1 protein-coding gene is annotated in these 311 nt (G+C 70.7%); it reads left to right on the top strand.

Features of this window, described 5'->3' with window-relative positions; all coding sequences use genetic code 11:
* A partial coding sequence (locus SB658_RS22920) for a hypothetical protein (RefSeq protein ID WP_410602549.1) occupies positions 1-255 on the top strand: 255 nt, incomplete at its 5' end.
* Positions 256-311 lie beyond the last annotated feature (56 nt).

Here is a 311-nt window from a genome sequence, read left to right on the forward strand (position 1 = left end):
GGCATCCTCGACGAGGGCGGCGTGATCCCGGTGGCCGACTTCGGCGGCGACACGTCCGGCGTCACCTCTCCACTGCTCGCCCAGTCTCTGACCGAGCTGCCCGAGGCCGTGGACTTCCCCGTGATGCCCGACATCTACGTGCCGGCCGACGTCTCCAACCCCATGTACCGCGCGACCTCGGTCGCCTTCACCCCCGGCACGGATGCCGCGACGATCTGCCAGACCGTCGACGACATCTACGCCGCCGCGAAGTAAGACCGCCGGGGCGGTCCGGCGCATCCGCCGGACCGCCCTCCCGACTGCTGGAGCAT

It is taken from the genome of Bacillus sp. SIMBA_008 (assembly GCF_046535495.1).
Lineage (GTDB): Bacteria > Bacillota > Bacilli > Bacillales > Bacillaceae > Bacillus > Bacillus subtilis.